The 19,028-nt window shown below is 42.2% G+C and carries 15 protein-coding genes; 2 read left to right on the top strand and 13 right to left on the bottom strand.

From position 1 onward, the window contains the following. Nucleotides 1-204 precede the first annotated feature (204 nt). From NQ518_RS03585 to NQ518_RS03545, 9 genes are all read right to left on the bottom strand, one after another. Nucleotides 205-732 carry a hypothetical protein gene (locus NQ518_RS03585; RefSeq protein WP_066265417.1) on the bottom strand — a complete coding sequence of 176 codons (528 nt, stop codon included), beginning with the start codon at nucleotides 730-732 and terminating at the stop codon, nucleotides 205-207. Nucleotides 733-755: 23 nt separating this feature from the next. Then, a complete protein-coding gene (locus NQ518_RS03580; RefSeq protein WP_066265420.1) occupies nucleotides 756-1,835 on the bottom strand; it encodes a Gfo/Idh/MocA family protein in 1,080 nt (359 codons plus the stop codon). Nucleotides 1,836-1,838: 3 nt separating this feature from the next. Next, complete coding sequence (locus NQ518_RS03575; protein ID WP_066265423.1) at nucleotides 1,839-2,906, bottom strand: radical SAM protein; 1,068 nt, start codon at nucleotides 2,904-2,906, stop codon at nucleotides 1,839-1,841. 95 nt (nucleotides 2,907-3,001) lie between these two features. Further along, entirely contained in the window at nucleotides 3,002-4,714 is a 1,713-nt protein-coding gene (locus tag NQ518_RS03570) for a sigma-70 family RNA polymerase sigma factor (protein WP_066265429.1), read from the bottom strand. Between the two features lie 232 nt (nucleotides 4,715-4,946). Continuing rightward, nucleotides 4,947-5,984 (bottom strand): nucleotidyl transferase AbiEii/AbiGii toxin family protein, encoded by a 1,038-nt coding sequence (locus tag NQ518_RS03565; protein WP_004348715.1) that lies wholly within the window; start codon nucleotides 5,982-5,984, stop codon nucleotides 4,947-4,949. Continuing rightward, complete coding sequence (locus NQ518_RS03560; protein WP_004348713.1) at nucleotides 5,962-6,603, bottom strand: DUF6088 family protein; 642 nt, start codon at nucleotides 6,601-6,603, stop codon at nucleotides 5,962-5,964. Before NQ518_RS03560 ends, NQ518_RS03565 begins: the two co-directional genes overlap by 23 nt. 310 nt (nucleotides 6,604-6,913) lie before the next feature. Further along, on the bottom strand, nucleotides 6,914-7,330 hold the full coding sequence (locus NQ518_RS03555; protein ID WP_004348712.1) for a hypothetical protein: 417 nt from the start codon (nucleotides 7,328-7,330) through the stop codon (nucleotides 6,914-6,916). Beyond that, nucleotides 7,327-8,622, bottom strand: coding sequence for a site-specific integrase (locus tag NQ518_RS03550; RefSeq protein WP_004348710.1), 1,296 nt, complete (start codon nucleotides 8,620-8,622; stop codon nucleotides 7,327-7,329). Before NQ518_RS03550 ends, NQ518_RS03555 begins: the two co-directional genes overlap by 4 nt. Before the next feature lie 51 nt (nucleotides 8,623-8,673). Next, nucleotides 8,674-9,903: a site-specific integrase gene (locus tag NQ518_RS03545; RefSeq protein ID WP_004348708.1), complete on the bottom strand. Its 1,230-nt coding sequence runs from the start codon at nucleotides 9,901-9,903 to the stop codon at nucleotides 8,674-8,676. Nucleotides 9,904-10,649: 746 nt separating this feature from the next. On the opposite strand from NQ518_RS03545, the gene aspS reads away from it, so the two are divergent. Further along, the gene (aspS, locus tag NQ518_RS03540; RefSeq protein ID WP_227205198.1) at nucleotides 10,650-12,410 is read left to right on the top strand and encodes an aspartate--tRNA ligase; all 1,761 of its coding nucleotides are present in this window, start codon (nucleotides 10,650-10,652) and stop codon (nucleotides 12,408-12,410) included. Nucleotides 12,411-12,557: 147 nt separating this feature from the next. Next, nucleotides 12,558-12,854, top strand: coding sequence for a winged helix-turn-helix domain-containing protein (locus NQ518_RS03535; protein WP_227205196.1), 297 nt, complete (start codon nucleotides 12,558-12,560; stop codon nucleotides 12,852-12,854). A gap of 173 nt (nucleotides 12,855-13,027) precedes the next feature. Here NQ518_RS03535 and NQ518_RS03530 read toward each other — a convergent pair whose 3' ends face one another. Genes NQ518_RS03530 through lpxA form a run of 4 tightly spaced genes read right to left on the bottom strand, consistent with a single transcriptional unit; the run spans nucleotide 13,028 to nucleotide 18,988 of the window. Next, nucleotides 13,028-14,785 (bottom strand): ATP-dependent DNA helicase, encoded by a 1,758-nt coding sequence (locus tag NQ518_RS03530; RefSeq protein ID WP_227205194.1) that lies wholly within the window; start codon nucleotides 14,783-14,785, stop codon nucleotides 13,028-13,030. Then, complete coding sequence (locus NQ518_RS03525; RefSeq protein WP_227205192.1) at nucleotides 14,785-17,277, bottom strand: transglycosylase domain-containing protein; 2,493 nt, start codon at nucleotides 17,275-17,277, stop codon at nucleotides 14,785-14,787. Before NQ518_RS03525 ends, NQ518_RS03530 begins: the two co-directional genes overlap by 1 nt. Nucleotides 17,278-17,320: 43 nt before the next feature. Next, a complete protein-coding gene (miaA, locus tag NQ518_RS03520) occupies nucleotides 17,321-18,217 on the bottom strand; it encodes a tRNA (adenosine(37)-N6)-dimethylallyltransferase MiaA (protein ID WP_227205189.1) in 897 nt (298 codons plus the stop codon). After that, nucleotides 18,218-18,988, bottom strand: coding sequence for an acyl-ACP--UDP-N-acetylglucosamine O-acyltransferase (gene lpxA / locus NQ518_RS03515; RefSeq protein WP_227205187.1), 771 nt, complete (start codon nucleotides 18,986-18,988; stop codon nucleotides 18,218-18,220). Between the last annotated feature and the right edge of the window lie 40 nt (nucleotides 18,989-19,028).

Genomic DNA, 19,028 nt, shown 5'->3' with positions numbered 1-19,028 from the left:
AAAATATCATACCTGAAGGTGCACAAAGTCCAAGTGATATTCCCTTTTATTCGTGATACAATATAATGGTATAAAGGGCAATGAATAAACAAATACTGTGGTTAGAGAATATCATGCCCCCTTAAAAAAATAGCCCTCTTTGATACGATAATCAAAAAGGGCTGAAATCCGCAATAAAGACATACATTTTATGGATAGTGTTTACTATTCAATCAACTTCCCGTGTTTTTTGAGTATTGAGAGAAACTCTCCCCATTCTGCCGCTCTTTTTTCTTTTGCTTTTTGAATGGCCTTGTTCTCTTTAACATATTGACTATTGTCCTCAATATTGCGTGGGTAACAGTCACTCAGATAAAACTTGCCAGATTCTGAAACTAATGATAAGTCTGTGAAGATTTGACTATTGAAAGATGACACAAACGTTGAGATATGGAGTAGAACCTTACCATACGAATGTATTTCTATATTACTGTAAATGGGAAAGAGCTGACTTGTCGGCTCAAAATCTTGAAAAATAATCTCACGGGTCTGCGCGTTGAAAGACTTGATGTTGTCAAGTGTAAAGAGATAGAGGCTTGAAGCGGCTCTTGTCATTCGGGCTGTTCCTATAGCAAACAATTCCGTTTTCGATGCTTGCACTGTGGGAGTTGAAGCAGACTCATCTTCATTGCTGCAACCAATAAACAGCAACGAGAAGATGAACGCTTGTAATACACAAAAGTACCTTTTCATAATTTGTTGGATTTAATTAGTTATTATAATATGTGATCGTCAATTATGTTCATATACTTCTTTATTTCTGCCATTAAGGAATAAACATGCTTAACACTTTCCAAGCCAAAGGCATGATTATCCTTGCATCTGTTTTCAACCATATCGGCAAACGCTTGAATTTCCGAGAAGAATCCTTGTGAAACAATTTGGTTATTCCCAACTATTGGTACAAAACCATTCCTTCCGTACAGATTGACAACGGTTGCATTATTTTGGAAGACCTTTTCCAAAGGGATTCCCCATATTGCAGAGTGTCTTGGAGAAAAATCAAGTCTTTCCATTCTGTCCAATATATACTGTCCTTTGTCCGTACTGATACTTAATTGTTCCTGTGGATTCTGCCAAGAGTAATCTGTTGATAGTTCCAGCATCCCCGTTATATTTTGATGCTCCAACACAAGGAATAAGGTCTGGCCACCATCCTTACTGCGCATTTCCTCTGCTGCCTTTACCTTTGCTTTGCCAAAGAGAAACGTAACATAGTCAAGAGGATGGATAAACAGGTCGAGCATGGCATCACCCTCTGGGTATAGCCCCGTAAGATAGTGATAATGATAATGTCGTTTGCCATCACCTTTCAATCGCTTTTGCAGAATTTGAGTGGCAGGGGCAAAACGTCTTTGCAGTCCGACGACGACATGTTGTGAGCCATAAAGTTTGACGGTATCGGTCAAAGACTTTAGTTCCCTCTCGTTCTCACACGGTGGTTTCTCTATGAATAAGGACTTCCCTGCTTTAATGACTTCGTTTGCTATATGAAAGTGCGAATGTGGATTAGCAGCCACAAAGACTCCCGAAACCGTATCATCATTCAAGATGTCTTGTAAAGAAGTCGTACCTTTTACTCCCTTGTACTTTTGAGAAATCAGCCCGGCTTTCTTCTCCGAGGTGCAACAGATGTATTTCAATGGCAACTGAAGATATTGTATCACAGGCAACAGGTTACTGACACAATGATTGCCAAGACCTACAAAAGCATACCGTTGGGTGTAGATATGGTTCAGTTCCCTTATGCTCCGCACACTCTTGTATCTGCCGATGATTTCGTCTATATGTCCCATAGTTTATGCTGTTATTTGCTTGAAATGTTCCTTATAGGTGATTTGCGTGTTGCTGCTCCATTGATATTTCCCGTAAAACAATTCTATCAGTCGCTTGGGAAACATTTTCTCCAGATTCCTTAACAGGATAATATCATACTTCCGGTGATAGTTGATCCAGCATTGATTACACGTTTTGGAATGTTGACACTGAATCTTACAGGTTTCCTTTGAATTGAATATCTCGTCAAGCGTGTTCTCATGGGTGTTGCCCAAGACCACGTCCAAATTCTGGCACAACGGGACATCTCCATTGGAATGGATGACCAACTCACTGAAAATGCTATGGCACCTCAGTTTCAGCCTGTTATTCTTCCATTCGTCATATAGGGCCACAAAATCAAAATTTTCATCCGTTTGATGTATGGATGAAGGTATCTGACGGATGAAATTATCATCATTGGCTTCCATCAAGTCCTTGGTCGTGTCAAAGAATGACATTGTGCTGTAAATGCCAATACGCACGTCTATGCTATATTTCTTGGCACAATCTATGACATGCTTCATATCCTCAAACGAGTTCCATGGAGAAAGACAGAACATTAGGGAGATAGGTACGATGTCTTTACATGTCTCTATAACCTTAATCACTTTGTCATATCCATCTCTCCCACGCATATAGCGATAGGTTTCTCTATTGCCGTCAAGTGATATGTATAGATGTTTGGGATGATGATTCTTTACGGAAGAAATTACCTTGTCTGCTGCAAGGCAATTGGACAGCAATGTATAGTTAGGGTGGTTAGTATCAAACCATCCCAATATCTTGTCTGCTTTGGGATGGAGGATAAACTCACCTCCTTCCAAACCGACCATCGTGCGTTTTGTTACACATTTGCTGTTCATTATTTTGATGATGTCATCTAAGCTGAGATTTTCTATAGGTTTCTTCCAAATGGAACAGTGCTTGCAACGAGACTGACAGCTTGTTGTGGAATATATCATCAAGGATGTGAGTTCCTTGTGCTGTCTTCGTACTACATTGTTGACAAATACAATTCCATTGTGGATGTAGTCATAAATACTATACATTCTTTCTTTTGAGTTTTATCTTTTATTGTTAAGAGTAGAAAACTACTAAAAGACTGCACTGTATTCATGACTTTTTATTCACTCATCATCTCCATTTACCAAGTAAGCCGCAATCCAAATGGTACCGTTATGATGAACGGATGCTCTGTGCGGTAGGTTTCAAGGCCGCTGCCATTCCCGAAGTAATAGAACATATTAGGTTCTAAATACAGACTGAAAGGCTTGAATAGCCTATACTGAACACCGATACCTAAGTTCACAGACCATTGATAACGTGGCTTGATGTCACCCTTTAACGTGTAGGACGAGTCAGACGTTATGATATACTTCTTATCAAGTGAACTGTGAACTGGCATCTCGAATGTCACTCCACCGGTCGTATAAGCATTGAATCGTCCCTTGCTCCATATACGATAGGTCAATCGCAATGGTATGCCCACATAATCAATCTTCTGGGTCTTCAACAAGGTCGCACCATGAAACTCACTCTCAAAATCAGACTTTATTCTTGTGTAAGTCAATCCTGTTCCAAAAGTCCAATGGGAACTTAGTTGCTTGTTGAGCGACAAACTAAAGGTCTGAGGGCGGTAGTGATGCGCCTTCTCACCTAAGGAAGCGTTGCCCTCTGTTGCATTATTCAGTGCTATCCATGACATTTTTGCCCTCTCGACGGAATCCATCAGTGCATTGTTCCGAACTAAATAATTTACATAATCATCCCATGTATATAATTTAGCCGCAGCCCCACCATTAGCGTAATCTACTACTGATAGGTAGTTCAAATTGGACATGGCTCCATTTGCACCGGCATTGGATGAATAACCCATATTGAATGTCCACGGATACTTCTTCTTATTGCAGACACTAGGCGACATACTTTCATTCAATGCCATCATTTTTTCTTCGGTAATTTGTGGAATACGAAGCACGGAGTCTATGGTGCTGATACCCTTTATAACCAATTGTTTCTGTATAGAATCCACATGGAAAACTACAGTCTGCTGCTCGGATTCTACACTATCTGTTATCATCCGTGAAGAAATCTTTTCAGTAGAGGTAGCCATTTCTGCCAAGGCACGTTCATCATTATTACTGGTACTTATACTTGATGGGATGGAATATCTTGGTTGCACTATCTTTTGAGAGGCAGATTCTTTTTGAACCCGTCCTGGCAGCCCCTTATGAGTGGTTACTGCTGTTTGCTTGTGTTCAGAAGTTCCAACAGTTTTGTCCTTCGTTACGAAATAGATATAGACAGGTATCAGAATTGGAAGCAAGAAGAGCATCCAATAGTTCATCAGTATGGTCCGCAACATTTTCTTTGCCCGAACCAACTGAGAAGATGAACTGTGAGGATTGATACCAAGCAGTTCTCCAATTTCCTTATGGGAAAGACCATCCAGAACCGAGAGTTTGAATATCTCCCTGTTCCCCTCCGGTAACGACTCTATTGCCGACAACAATAGTTCAAGTTCTATATTCTTTTCTTCCTCGTCTTCTTCGCTCAAAAAATCTGTGCCCAGACTAGACAGAGGAATGTCATCCTTCACTGTGCTTTGCAGGTACCTTAGAGAAAGGTTCCTTACAATGGTGATCATCCATCCCTCCAATTTTGAGTTGTCTTTCAGCGATTTGATGGAGGTGAAGATGATGATGAACGCATCATGCAAAATATCTTTTGCCGTGCTTTCGTCTGTCACATAATGCTGGCATATCCGCAATAATCTGTCGGAATATGCCTTGTATAAATTTCCGAGAGCTTTCCGTTCTCCCTGTTTACATGCGTTTATATCAACATCTACTTTCATAGATATACTTTTCCTTTTTATTAAAGGAGCAGATTGTGACTAAAAGACTGCACGAATTTTGAAACTTTTTTTTGAAAAACTTGAAAAAAGACTCAAATTTATGACTAGTGGCCTATTTTTAAGGGCGAATAATCAACAACAAGAGCACTATTGCAAAGTTCACCTCCCGTCATAAAGGAAACATTGGATTGCGTATTTTGATACCTGTAACAAACGATGGTCAATGGCACATCTAAGGAATTATAATTTGTCTGAAGTCATGAAGTAATTTCTCCATTCTTTTCATCAATTCCTTAAAGGGCTTGGCTTCGCCATATATATATCCATCTACCATATTTGTCTCATAGTCCAGACGATAGGCTTTCAGAACCTCATTTCGGGGGATAAAATCAATACTTGTCGGATAATCTTTGTCATAGTCCACATATCCCAAATGATAGAAACGACGACGATGTTCTACGATAGCCTTATAAAGGTTGCCATCGTTCAGTGACTTCTGGCCAAACTCTGTGTCCATCAATCTATCTAAATCATAGAGATGCCGAGACATACGCAATGTTCTTGGTTCTTCCTTTTGAAGCTCCTCACTAAGAAGCAGTGCCTTCTCCAAAAATGTTCTTGATGGCGTTACAGTCTTGATAGATGCTGTCATTTCATCATCCTCCTCAGGGAACTTATCGAAGACAAGAGAGTGAATGTCGCATTTCTCATTAGGCTCAGACATAGATAGACAACTGATTTCTATTTTAATCCTCGCATCAATAAGTCTCATGCTGGACGGCAAAATGCTCTCATAATTGACGAATATTATAGTCGGGTCGCTATCATGGTCTATAGGCCTTGGAGGTTCCCCTGTCACCGTTTCATTCATTATAGTATACCCTTTAACTCCCATTTTAAGGAGTTCTGCATCCAGTTCTGAAGAGAGAGTCCCATGAATATAATCCCGTGATGCTTTTCTTAGTTTCTTCACCTGATTGTTGTTCTCGCACTTTGCAAATGGCAAGTTAAGGACGTCCCCAAAGAAGTTCCTGCCAATGGAAATGTCTATATCTTCACTGAATCGATTGATGAGATTCCATCCTTTACTCAATGAAGTTCCCCCCTTGAAAAGAAGCCATTTCCCACAAGATGTATTGAACAAAGCTTTGAGGACTACTGTCACCCACCAATCCTTCTCTATCGCATTATCTTCGATATTATGATCTTGTGCGACTGATTGTATCATTGAGATCCTCTCATCAATGCTATGATTCTGCCAACTGCTCATGATTCTTATTGTTTAGGATGTTTATTATTTTTCTTCTTATCCATGCAGGCATGACTTTTAAGTCTTCCGACATGGTATCGTCCTCTGGATATTTACTCAATATCACATTGATTGCACTTTCCCACTCGCCATTATAGTTTCGTTCACCGATAGCTTTCATGGCTTGTACTAACAGACGTGTGACCTTTCCCTTCAATGCGAAATTCTTGGGCACTCCTCTTTTGAACGTAATGGTTTTATTGCCACACTTGATTTTTCTTGCAGACCCACTGGTGAGAAAAACAGGGGTCATGGTAACTTGTTCGGACAATCCGAGCATATTCAGCGCGGTGCTGCCAGTAGGGAGAATCTCTGCATTATCTCTTTCTGCAATAGCACGAGCAATATCCTCGGTAGTTGGATAAACAACACCGAATTTGGTTTCCTTTGTTTTTAGGTATATACCACGAGATAGCCTTAATAACAATCCCTGCCGGACAAAATCTGACAAAATTTTGCCAACATACTCGTCGTCGTATTCTGGGAAACTATTATTAAAAAACAGAGTACCGGTGTTTGCTTTTTCAATACAGTTCCTAAGAATATCAACAACCTTCTTTTCTTCTTTGTTTATTAACATATATTAAGTCGGTTATTTTTGCAAAAATACCGAGTATTTTCCAAACACCCAAATTCTTTGAAGTTATTTTTATTTGGGTTGATCATTTCCATTCCATTTCAGAATATCATTTTGCAAGTGATACGAATATAATGGCAAGCAGTGTGTGTTCTTACTGGAAGATTACCAATAGAAGTAGTATGTAGTTTTTAAGTAGTAACTGGATGCTTCTCTTACTAACTACGCTACAAGATTTTTTCTTTCACCGTATTATACCCTATTGTAGTTATGTAGTAAGATATAATCAGTGAAAGAAAAAAGCGTATTACCATCAGTTATCCATGTTGCCTATCAGGAATATCGGTGTTATTATGGATGCTGGTTTCTGCAGCTTCTGACAGATGTACTTTCTGAACAAATGCGCTTCCGTGTTGTCTAACAGAAAGGACAGAGCGATGATGATAGAAAGCGGATAGAGCGGTGCATAGCCTTTGAGCGGTCCATTGATAACGACTTCTTCCTCGTCAGCAACTCTTTCTTCGGGATGCAGGTTGGAAGATATCATAATTGTCTGAAGCCTATGGTTGAGTTTCCTCCATGTTACCCCAAAAAAACTCACAAGTTCACTCTCTGTCATGGCTATCTCTCCGTTTCCTTTGCGAATGACTTGCATTTTGCTGCCCCAATCAAAATAACTACGCTGATTGGCAGTGTTTGTTCTTATTTTTAGGTTGTTGTTTGTCTTCATGCCGATTCCTCCATTTTACAGGTTACAATATCCGAAGATTCACAAGCCTCTCTCTCCGAAGTTTCCTTTTCTTTTGCTGATTGCTTGGCAATGAGCCTGTCCATATCCTCTGATATCTTCCTGTCCGTTACCTGCGCATAGACTTGAGTGCTTGATATGGAGGCGTGTCCCATCATCTTGGCTATGCTCTCAATAGGTATTCCTGCGCTTAGGCTCATCGTGCCGAATGTATGTCTTGCCATGTGGTAGGAAAGTCTTTGGCAGATACCGCAAGCCTTTCCCACAATACTCAGTTTGGCATCCATGACACTGCGGCTGCAATCACGGTGAAAAACAAGGTGGTCGCCTTTTTCTTTCACCGTCTGCTGTACCTCGCTTCTTTCCGGCTCTTTCTGGCAATGACTGATGATGGTTTCCGCTATGGGATGTAACGGCACGATGAACTCAACTTTGGTCTTCTGACGTTCCTTTCTTATGTACATCTGTCCGTCCGCTGCCGTTTGGATATGCTTGTATTCCAAATTCTCCATATCTGAGATAGCCAAGCCTGTGAAGCAGGAAAAGACAAACATCAGTCTTGCCAGCTCCGCTTCCTTGTCGTTCATCTTCATTGCCATAAGTTTCATCACATCGCTCTTTTGCAGAAAGCGTATCTTCTTTTCCTCTTTCTCAAACTTGGCATTCTCAAACGGATTACAGCGGATAATTCTCTTGCTGACCGCACGGAACATCAGTCGGCTCAGCCAGCAGAGGTTGCTGTTGACGGTAGATGCTTTCAGCCCACGCTTTTTGAGAAAGAAGCGGTATTCCTCGAACAAGTCCTCTGTAATTGTTTCGATGGATATATCCTGCACTCCTTTGTTTTCTACAAATTCACGGAGATTTCTGTCAGAATAAAACAGGTTCAGGTAAGTTCCCTCTGCCCTTGATCTGCCTACACTTTCCTTGACTGCTTGGAGTTCCGCCCTGCTCATGGCAAGGAGCGTGGTCGGATTGGTGGCAATACCTTGCAAGCGGTTCTTGATAAGTTCTACGCTTACCACTCCGTCCCTCGTCAGTATGTCCCGATAGGTTTTCTCTACTAATTCCCTGAACTCATTGATTCTTTGATTGGTCTTCCTGTTGGTTGTCAACCCCTGCTTGGTGTTCCACTCAGAGGGCTGGCACTCTTCGCCCGTGGTAATGGCTGTATTCTTTCCGTCGATGGTGATACGGCAGAGAATGGCGGTATTGCCATCTGCCTTGGTCTTCTGTCTGTTGATATAAAATAGTATCTTGAATGTACTTCTCATTGTCTTGGTAGTCTTGATTTATAAGTAATGATAAGATAGAAAAAATAGGAATCAGATTGTTAACTGCATATCTTCAGTGAAAGAAAGGAAACGGTCAAATTCCTCAAAGAGTTTCTGCGGTGTTACCTTTGCATAACGCTCGGTCATGCTCACGTTGGAATGCCCCAGCATCTTACTCACGGTCTCAATGGGTACACCTTGTTCAAGCGTGATGAGCGTGGCAAATGTGTGCCTTGCCGTATGTGTGGTAAAAGGAAACGAGATGCCTGCACGAAGCCGCAGGGCTTTCAAATAAGATTGGTAAGTAGCATATCCCATGAAAGGGAGCAATGTTTCCCTTTCATCGCTGTGGAGCTTCTCCATCAGCCGTATGGCTTCGGGCAGCAGTTTGACACGACAAGGCACACCTGTTTTTTGGCGGTTGAACTTCAGCCAAAGGCTACCCTCGTCATCACGCACAAGATGGGACTTGTCCAGTTCCATCAAATCACAATATGCAGCACCCGTATAACAGGCAAAGAGGAAAATATCCCTTGCCGTTTCCATTTCCTCCTCCAAGTCCTCAAAGTGGAGAGTCTTTAACTTCTCAAATGCCCCTCTGTCAAGTGCTTTGGGGAGTTTCTTGTTACCCTTGCTGATTTTGACTTTGTCGAAAAGTAGGATGTCTGCCAACCCCTCACGGTAAGCCAGCCTGCATACCGTTTTCAAATGGGTGGCAACATTGTAGAATGAGCTTTCCTGAAATCCACACTCCCCCAAGAAGTACTGCTGAAACTCATGGATGAAGTTCTCTGTTAGTTGTGAGAAGGCTAAATCAGAAACCTTATACTTCTTTTGGATGAACTCCTGCAAGTGGATTCTCGTGGAGTGATAGCTGGCTATTGACTCTTTTCTGATGTCTACACCGATATGACTTTCTTTCTCTTTGATGAGCATATCAAGCCTTTCGATGAGCATGCACCGTGTCTGCACACTTCCTTGAAACTGTTCCTTCACATCGGTTGCGTCAAATGGACAACCTCTTGCAAGCAAAGACTGATAGGCTGACTGGATGGACAGCAGCAAGTTCTCCAACCTGCCATTCACTTCCACCGCCTCACGACTTTTTCCGTCCATTCTGCTCTCACGGGGATTCCACAAGTCAGGATTGCAGGAGAGCTTGCAACTGAACTGCGCGATAGAACGTCCGATGGTTATCCGCCCCATAATCGGTGCCTTGCCCGACTTGTCCAGTCCGCTCTTTTTGAGGTAGAGCAACACCTTCATTTTTTCTGTTTTCATACGCTTTGATATTTTGTGGCAAAAATACCAATTTCAAAGCGTTCATCACTTATGCAGAAAACTGCCGACCGTAGCAACAGCCACACGAGCGAAAATAATTCAGTTACCGAACATTGCTCCATCGTTACCTATGACGAATTCGGGTAACGCTCTGGTAACTGAACTTCTGCCTAAATCTGCATATTATAACTCTTTTTGAAAAGAGCACTTCTATGCAAATTATTCCGTTTTCTGCTCATTATCAGTCTGTTTACACCAACTTCGATATTTCTTCATTTTCATTGATTAGTTGCGGTGCAATATTTATGCTCTTGCTCCTCAATATGCATGCTTTTACACCCCAATTTACATCATATAACACGCCTTTTTGTACAAAAACAAGGGCTTTCACCCTCAAAACACATAGATTTTTCATAGTGATTTAGATTTATAAATCGAATAACTTACTATGAATCAATAAAATAACAAAATACTTCTATATTTCGCATATTTTCGGCACATGAGTTGGTTGATGGATAAAACGCCGAGCATTTGTGTTAAAAAGTCGTTGCGACGGAAGCTATTTCACCGAAGAACGTTACGTTTGCTATGAAACAAACGCAGAGAAACATGCTTCAATGAATGAGCCGAGTTGAGATGACATGCTGATTAATTTGTCATCACATCACCTACTTTTTGTATGCAGGCTTTGCTTGTTTCGGCTTTTTTGTATAATTTTGCGTTTGATAAGATATAAAATTCAAACTATGTATAGAACGAATACATGTGGGGAGTTGAGACTTTCCGATGAGGGCAAGGAGGTAACCCTGTCTGGATGGGTGCAGCGTACGCGTAAGATGGGTGGAATGACATTTGTTGACGTGCGCGACCGATATGGTATTACCCAACTTGTTTTTAATGAGGCAACCGACGCTTCTTTGTGTGAGCAGGCCAACAAACTGGGGCGTGAATTCTGTGTTCAGGCAACGGGTAAGGTGAGTGAGCGACAGAGCAAAAACGACAAAATGCCGACCGGAGATATCGAAATTTTGGTCAGTCAGCTAAACGTACTGAGTGAAAGTTTGACGCCTCCATTCAAAATAGAAGACGATACCGATGGCGGTGACGATTTACGAATGAAATATCGATACTTGGATTTGCGCCGACCAGCGGTAAGAAAGAATTTGGAATTGCGCCATCGGATGACGATTCTGATTCGCAATTTCCTCGACAACGAGCAATTCATTGAGGTAGAAACACCTATATTGATTGGTTCTACTCCGGAAGGTGCGCGCGACTTTGTGGTGCCTTCGCGCATGAATCCCGGACAGTTTTATGCATTGCCACAGAGCCCACAGACGCTCAAGCAACTGTTGATGGTGAGTGGGTTTGACCGCTATTTTCAAATCGCCAAATGTTTCCGTGACGAAGACTTGCGCGCCGATCGTCAACCCGAGTTCACGCAAATTGACTGCGAAATGAGTTTCGTTGATCAGGATGATGTTATCGACTTGTTTGAAAATCTGTGTCGTCACCTTTTCAAAGAGATTCGTGGGGTAGAGCTACCAGAGAAGTTGCAGCAAATGACCTGGCACGAGGCGATGAGACGTTTCGGCAGTGATAAGCCTGATTTGCGTTTCGGCATGGAGTTCGTTGAGCTTTTGGATGCGTTCAAAGGCAAGGCAGATTTTAGTGTCTTCAATGAAGCAAGCTACATTGGTGGCATTTGTGTGCCTGGATGTGCCAGCTATAGTCGTAAGCAATTGGACGAACTGAGCGACTTTGTTAAACGTCCGCAGGTTGGTGCCAAGGGATTGGTATACATTAAGTATAATGCCGATGGAACGATTAAGAGTTCTGTTGATAAGTTCTACTCAAAGGAACAGTTGCTGGAAGTGAAAGAGCGAATGGGCGCCAAGGATGGTGACTTGGTATTGATTTTGAGTGGAGACAATGCCAACAAGACGCGCGTGCAGTTGTGTACCCTTCGCTTAGAGATGGGCGAGCGACTGGGACTTCGTGATAAGAACAAGTTTGAGTGTTTGTGGATTGTTGATTTCCCCTTGTTCGAGTGGAGTGATGAGGAGCAGCGCCTCATGGCAACGCACCATCCGTTTACCATGCCAAATCCAGACGATATCCCCTTGCTTGATGAGCATCCTGAACGAGTTCGTGCCAAGGCATACGACTTTGTTTGCAACGGTATTGAAGTAGGAGGGGGGAGCCTGCGTATTCATGATGGACGGTTGCAGCAAAAGATGTTTGAGATATTGGGCTTCACACCTGAAAAGGCAATGGCTCAGTTTGGTTTCTTAATCAATGCGTTTAAATATGGTGCGCCACCTCATGCAGGTTTAGCGTTCGGGCTTGATCGGTTTGTGAGTATCATGGCCGGCTTGGATAGCATTCGCGACTGCATTGCCTTCCCAAAGAACAACAACGGCCGTGATGTGATGCTTGATGCGCCGTCGACCATTGATCAAAAACAATTGGATGAATTAGAGATAAAACTTGACATACATCAATAAAACGCTTCTTTGGTTCAACTAACCCATAAATGTGTTACTTTTTGATGTTTAATAATTGTGTTTTTTAAATAAAATGGCTACCTTTGCTTCGTTAATGAGATATTTTACCTCATTTGAAGTGCAAAGTATATTAAAATTTTATTGATTATGACAGAAAAGAAAGTAACGGCAGCAGTAGCTTCAAAGAAGGTTGCGGCTCCCAAGAAGTGCTCCACAACAAAGAGAGCTGCGGCAAAGAAGTGCGCTCTTGTGGTAAATGCTGAAAGCGTTGGCTTCCGTGCTGGTGATGTTTATCAAGCATTGGCTGCAGCAGACAAAGCGTTGAGCGTTGCTGAAATAGCTAAGGCTGCTAAAATTGGAACAGAAGAAGTCTATCTGGGAATTGGATGGCTGTTCAAAGAAGGTAAAATCAAGGATTCAGAGAATCTGTTTACTTTGGCTTAATTGCAACTCCTTGCTATCGGCTTTAGCCGATTATGAGGGTGCAATATCATACTTTCTTGTTAAACAAACAGGAAAAATTAAATGAGCTCGAAAATAATTTGGGCTCATTTATTTTTTTTCTCTCGCTATCGTATCGTTCCTCTATTGAGTTATGATGAGAGCCAATAACAGTGTTATTGATTCGTTTTTTTCTTAATTCTCTTGATTCTTCTGATAGCTTCTGGATGCTCGGGGCAGAGCTCTAATGCCTTTTGATAGTTGCGCAAAGCAGCTTCTTTCATCCCTTCTCTTTCACATTCTTTGCCCATCATGACATATTCAACGGCGAGCCGTTTCAGCAAATCTTCTTTTTCTTTTTGCTTGTCTCGTAAGCGTTGATTTTCTTCTTTAAGCGTGTTGATGAGATTGAGCTTTCGCCTGATTAGGCGTTTTGCCGCAGGCTTTTCTATTTCATACCTGCTGTGAATGGCCAGAAAGAAATTATCCAAGGCCGATTGCATGTCCCCCTGATCGAATGCCGTCACGGCATCATGATATTGTTTTTCGGCTTTACTTTGTTGCAAGGCTTTGTCGAGAGATTGCTGGTCATTGTATGTCTTGGCAAAACTTGTGATTTCTCGACTAATAAAAATATTCTCTTTCTTGATAGGGGCTTCAAGGTTAATGCCTTCTAACGATCGGCAACGTGACAGGGCAACGTAAGTTTGGCCTCCAGCAAACACGCCTCCAGATAAGTCGATGTTGACTTGATTGAAGGTAAGTCCTTGACTTTTATGAATGGTGATGGCCCATGCCAGCCGAATGGGGAACTGGCGGAAAGTTCCAATTACTTCTTCTTCAATCTTTTGTTCTTTTTCGTTGTAGGTGTATCGAACGTTTGACCAAATGTCTTGTTCTACATCTACATCCTCACCTTGTTCAGTCCTCACGTAAATTAAGCCATCGCTCTCATCTCCCATGCCAATGACGGTGCCTAAGGTACCATTCACCCATCGTTTGTCTCTGTCGTTCTTGACAAACAAAACTTGCGCACCTGTTTTGATTTCAAGTTTCATGGGAGTGGGCAGATTGTTCTCGGGGAACTCGCCTTCGATGATGCCATAGAAGACAGTGGGTTCGCCTGGTAATTGTTGAAGGTGTTGCTGGTTGATGTAGTCAACGCTATCTCTTCGAGTAGATAAGGTGATTGCCAGTCCTTCATGATTTTGTTGAGAGGTGTTTCCTACTCTTTGATTGAGAATGGACAAATCGGTTTGCGAAGTGTTGGACGTTCTGATATGGTCTAATATACTGATGAAAAGTGGGTCCGTTTGTCGGTAAATTTTCTGAAGTTCGATACAAATCAACTGCATCTCCCTGAAAACATGAGCATCAAAAAAGAACTTTGAAGGATAAAATGGTTGTAGCAATGCGCGTTCGTCCTCTTTTAATACCGGCTCTAACTGGTACATGTCGCCAACGAGTAATAATTGCTTTCCTCCAAAGGGAACGCGCATGTTCTGAGCATAAACGCGCAGTATCTTGTCAATGAAGTCGATGATGTCGGATCTTACCATCGAGATTTCGTCGATGATGATGAGTTCTACTTCCTTGATGAGTTTGATTTTCTCGCCGTTATATTTGAGTGTTTTCCGAAGGTTTCGTATGCTATACCTGTTGTCGTTAGGCAATAAGGGATGGAATGGTAGCTTGAAAAAACTATGCAAAGTGCTTCCTCCCACATTGATGGCAGCAATGCCCGTTGGTGCAAGAATGACATGTTTTTTCTTGGTTGTCTGTGAGATGTATCGAAGAAACGTTGACTTACCCGTTCCAGCTTTCCCTGTTAAGAATAATGAGCGATGAGTGTACTGAATAATCTGCAGTGCGTTTTGCAACTCCAGATTATTCAGATCAATGTGTTCGATGTCAGTTTCCTTAGCCATACCCATTATAGATTATCCAAATGGATTACCTTTTCTGTTGGTGTATGGTTTTCATGTGATTTGTCCGAACTGTCTTTTTGTTTCTCATTCTCATCTTTGATGGGTTTTGAGATAGGGTTGCCATCTTCGTCTAGAATGATTTCTTCAGAGATGGAGCTCAAGCTATGTGTTGCAGTTGTGTCCACTCGCGCCTGCTGGTAATAACTCGGACAGTTGTACATGTCGCTGGTAATATCTTTATCTTTAGGCTTACCAAACTTGCCATGATATTGTTTGAAGTTTGGATCATCCAGTACAGCTTGCAAGAAGTAGCCACAGATGGGTAGTGCTGTCCTTGATCCTTGCCCTAAAGCACCTGTGCGGAAATGGATGCTGCGGTATTCTCCGCCTACCCATGCGCCAACAACCAGTTTTGGACTGATGCACATAAACCAAGCATCTGAGTGGTTATTGGAAGTTCCTGTCTTTCCTCCCCATTCCGTATCGTTGTGTTTTCCTACGTATCCCCATAGGCTTTGTGACGTTCCGCCTGGTTCTCTTAGCCCACCCAGCAATAGTTGTTGTACGAGAAACGCACTCTTGTATGGAATTACTTGTTCGGCTTTGTTGGGTGCGATGTAGACTTGCCTCCCATCACGATCAACGATGTGCGTGACCAGAATAGGCTCATGATGTTTGCCATCGTCTGCGATAGTGCTATAGGCATTTGCCATTTCCAGTAGGTTGACGTCGCATGATCCTAACGCAAGGGATGGTTCGTCCTGCAGTGGACTCTTGATTCCCATCTTCTCTGCCGTGTCAATGATTCGTTTGATGCCCATCTCTTGTCCAAGTCTCACGGCGATAGAGTTGATACTTCTCGCAAAGGCACTCTTCAAGGGGATGGAGTCTCCTGAAAAACGTCCATTAGCGTTTCCCGGTGTCCATGTAACCTCTTCTTTCTTTTTCTTGTCATATACTTTCATGGAGATGTATTCATCCCGCCGTTTGTCACAAGGTGTCAGGCCTTGGTTCATCGCCTCAGTATAAACAAAGAGCTTGAAGGTGGATCCCGGTTGGCGCATGGCAGTTACTTTATCATATTTCCATGAGTTGAAGTTGATGTCGCCTACCCAAGCCTTCACGGCTCCTGTCTGTGGCTCCATCGCAACCATGGAGCAGTGCATGAAGCGCACCATGTATCGAATGGAGTCCATGGTTGACATTTCTTTCTCTATGGTTCCTTCGTCATAATCGAACAATTTTACCTTGTGGGGCTTGTTCAAATAATAGGTGATGGAGTCTGGATTATTCTGATATTTGGCGGCAAGGTATTTGTACACAGGCTGTCTTTGTGCGATTTGCTCAATGAATCCAGGAATAACCTTTCCGTTTTCATCAATCCATGGATCATTTTTACCCCAGTGATTATTGAAGTTGCGTTGAATTTGCTTCATTTGTTTACGTGCCGCCTCTTCGGCATACTTCTGCATGCGGGTATCAATCGTGGTATATATCTTCAGACCACTGCTATACAAGTCATACCCATTCTCCTCGCACCAATCCTTCAAATAGTTGGCGACAGCTTCCCTAAAGTATAATGCCTGACCGTCATAGTTAGATTCTACGCTATAGCTAAGCTTGATGGGAATGACACTCAGACTGTCATATTGCTTTTTAGACAGGTCGCCCTTGGTCACCATGTTTTGCAAAACAACATTTCTACGTTTAAGACTATTCTTGGGATTGGCTATCGGGTTATAATGTGTTGTGGCTTTAAGCATGCCTACCAGCACGGCACCTTGTTCAGTTGTGAGATTCGCGGGTGTTGTGTTGAAATAGGTTTTACTGGCTGTTTTGATTCCATACGAGTTAGATCCAAAGTCAACTGTGTTGGCGTACATGGTAAGAATATCCTTTTTATCATACAGCATTTCAAGCTTTAAGGCAATAATCCATTCCTTGCTTTTCATGATAAGTATCTTGATACCTGGTATCTTACCAAGCAATCCAGTGGAATATTGCGTGCGTACGCGGAACATATTCTTGGCCAACTGTTGCGTAATGGTTGATGCTCCACGGGCATCATTTCCAACCAAAGCATCTTTGGCCGCACCAAAGAGTCCTTGAAAGTCAATGCCAATGTGTCTGTAGAATCGTTCGTCTTCTGTATCAATCAGTGCTTTCCAGAACTGCGGATTCACTTCTTCATACTTGACGGGTGTTCTGTTTTCATTAAAATATTTTCCTATGAGCTTCCCATCTGCACTATAAATCTCAGACGCCGAGGAGGTATTGGGATTCTTAATCTGGGCGAAACCTGGTGATTTGCCAAACAACCAGAGGAAATTAAGATCAACAGCTCCAAGATAGATGATAAGTGCTATCAGCCCAGAGAGTAAAGCTATGCCTGTTTTGGTGTACCACGTTCGTCCTTGGTACAGGTTTTTATACCATGGCCAGAAGCCACGTAGTTTGATCCACAACCAGCTGAAAAATCTTTTTATCTTGTGAAGCATAATGGAGATAATTAATTTGCAAAGATAGCGAATTACTTGATTTCTATCGTTGATCGTCTATATAATTTATGATTTCTTCAATGTTCGTAGGCGAAAACCATTTGATTTCATTGTCACGTTTGAACCAAGTAACTTGTTTTCTCATGTATTGTCTTGTGTTTGACTGTATTTTTAAGATGGCATCATCCAGTGAGATGTCACCGTCGAAATAGGCGAAAAGTTCTTTGTAACCTACCGTGTTCAAAGCGTTCAGGCCCTTCTGTGGATATACCGCTTTGGCTTCTTCAATCAATCCTTGCTTCATCATTTTCAAAACACGGTTGTTGATTCGCTCATACATCTCTTCTCTAGGACGGTTGAGTCCAATCTTTACGATGTTGAAAGGCCGTATCTTCTTTGTGTTTGTGCGATATGAAGAATAGGTATTCCCAGTCATATAGCATATTTCAAGTGCATGAACCACGCGTCTGGGATTATGTAAATCCACAATTTTGTAATGTTCTGGATCCAGAACTTTTAACTCTTCAACGAGAGCATCCAAGCCTTCAGTTTCCAGTTTTCGTTTCATCAGCTTTCTTGTTGCCTCGTCGACCGTTGGTATGTCGTCGATACCTTGGCATACAGCATCAATATACATCATGCTGCCTCCTGATAGCAAAGCCATTTGTTGCTGGTTGAAAAGCTGGTTTAAAAGTTGCAAAACATCTTCTTCATATTTGGCTGCACTATAATAATCTGTTAGATGCAACGTGCCAACGAAATAATGTTTTACTCGTTCTTGCTGCTCTTTGGTTGGGGCTGCTGTACCAATAGGTATCTCAGCAAATAGCTGTCGAGAGTCGGCATTGATGATAGGCGATTGCAAATGTTCAGCAATTTGCAGCGCCACCTCTGTTTTTCCCACTCCAGTAGGGCCTAAAAGCACAACAAGTGTGTTCATTTATCTGATGATGCCTCGTTGAGAACTTTCTACAAAGTCTATGATGTATTGAATTTCAGGGGTAACTGTCAGGTTCTTTCTGATTTCTTCTATTCCTTCTTTCAAAACACCTTTGCTATAAAGCAATCGATAAGCTTGGTGTATCAGTTGGATTAATTCGTTGCTGAATCCTCTTCGTCTCAGCCCGATAATGTTGATGCCGGCATATTTGATGGGTTCTTTGCCCGCCATGACGTAGGGCGGAATGTCTTGTGAAGACCTGCTGCCACCCTGAACCATGACATAACCACCGATGTGACAGAATTGATGACATAAAACCGTCGCACTGATGATGGCGTAGTCATCTACAGTCACTTCACCGGCAAACTTGGTGGAATTGCCAATAATCACATTGCTGCCAATGATGCAATCGTGTGCAACGTGCATGTTTTCCATCAGCAAGTTGTTGCTTCCAACCTTGGTCGTTCCTTTTGATGCCGTTCCTCTGGAAATGGTGACATTCTCACGGATACTATTTTTGTCACCTATTTCACAGATTGTATCTTCACCGGCGAATTTTAAATCTTGCGGCTTCGTGCTGATGCTGGCACCGGGAAAAAACTCATTGTCATCACCTATTCGTGCTCCATAATTGATGGTGACACTATTCTGTAAGATATTACGGTTGCCCAGTACTGTGTTTTTATCAAGATAGCAAAATGGGCCGATGACATTATCGTCACCGAGTTGCGCTTCTGGATGTACAAAAGCTAATGGGCTTATTTGATTCATAGGGTATTGATGACTTTATGATGATGAAAAACATCGAGAG

The organism is Hoylesella buccalis ATCC 35310, assembly GCF_025151385.1.
In the GTDB taxonomy this organism is placed as follows: Bacteria; Bacteroidota; Bacteroidia; order Bacteroidales; family Bacteroidaceae; genus Prevotella; species Prevotella buccalis.
Note: the sequence above shows the minus strand (reverse complement) of the source record. Positions and strands in the feature narration are given on the sequence as shown.